The sequence below is a fragment of the Streptomyces sp. NPDC002144 genome (assembly GCF_053593695.1).
The window spans coordinates 1-1,415 of the sequence record NZ_JBSFDB010000165.1 but is presented as its reverse complement, the minus strand read 5'-3'; the positions used below and the strand labels follow the sequence as shown (position 1 = coordinate 1,415).

Annotated in this window: 1 protein-coding gene; it reads right to left on the bottom strand. The window is 64.4% G+C overall.

From position 1 onward, the window contains the following. Nucleotides 1-857: 857 nt before the first annotated feature. Nucleotides 858-1,415: transposase (locus ACWCQ1_RS52100; RefSeq protein WP_451030135.1), on the bottom strand; the 558-nt coding region annotated here is incomplete at its 5' end.

The following is a 1,415-nucleotide window of genomic DNA, read 5'->3' as shown; positions in this document are numbered from 1 at the left end:
CGGCGAGTACTTACTGGGTGGCGCCACTTCGTCCTCGTTTCCTTGTTCAGGACAACCCTATTGGGTGCCTGTCCGGAAACCTCGTGGCCCCTCACTACGCGCGCCACGGCACCACCAGCCTGTTCGCAGCGCCGGAGCTGTCCAGTGGATCGCTGATGGCCAACACCACCACCGGGGGTTCCTGGAGTCCCGCAAAGCTATCGACAGGGCCGTCCCACCGGGCTTGGACCTGACCTGGCCTGCGACGACGTCACCCCAAGAGCCCCAGCCGTGCACAAGTGGCTGCTGCGCCACCCACGCTTCCACCTGCACTTCACCCCACCAGCGCATCCTGGCTCAACCTCGTCGAGCGATGGTTCGTCGAGCTGACCAACCGCAAGCTCCGCCGCGCGACCCATCGCCGCGTCGCCGCGCTGGAGCGGGACGTACGTGCCTGGATCAGGCCTTGGAGTGCGGACCCGGAGCCCTTCGTCCAGGCGAGGACCGCCGACGAGATCCTGGAATCCCTCGCCGCACACTCCCGACGGATCAACGACTCAGCACACCGGAGCCACTTGAGGACACCTCGTACATGTACTTCCGAGTGCATCAGCATCCGAGATGTCTGCTACAGAGCGACACTGGACCGCATTCGACACCCGGAATGCCCGGATATGCCACATGGGCGGCAGACAGAAACGACGATACCTAAAGCCCGGATTCGACCCGGATTCGACCCCGAGGGTTTGTTTAGTCAGTAAACATGGCCTCTGACCTGCAGAAATGCGGGGCGGCAGACGAGTCAGGCTGTACGCCGGGTTCAGTCGGCCGCCAGAACAGGGTCTGTCCAGCCGACGGTGTAACTCGGGTGGTGTGAGTTAGCGGCGGCCGAGGGAGAGTCGGCCGTCGAAGGCGATGTCGAAGGCCTGCAGGGCGGGCTTCCAGCACATGGTCCAGCGTTTGCGTCCCTGACCGGTGGGGTCGAGGCTCATGACGGCCATGTAGACGCATTTGAGGGCTGCGGCTTCGTTCGGGAAGTGGCCGCGGGCGCGGACGGCTTTTCGTATGCGGGCGTTGACCGACTCGATGGCGTTGGTGGTGCAGACGACACGGCGGATCTCGGTGTCGAACTGGAGGAAGGGTACGAACTCGGCCCAGGCGTTCTCCCAAAGCCGCACGATCGCCGGGTACTTGGCGCCCCATTCCTCCTGGAACTCCAGGAATCGGTCTTCCGCCGCGCTCGCCGTGGGAGCCGTGTAGACGGGCTTGAGTGCGCGGGAGATCTTGTCCCAGTCCTGGCGGCCCGCGTAGCGGAACGAGGCCCGGATCAGGTGGACGACACAGACTCCCCCTGTCAACCTCCGTGGTTTTGGACGTTGTTGGTGGCTGATCGAACTGGACCAAAGCTGAGGGCATGCCAAGGGGCCGAGGAGCCA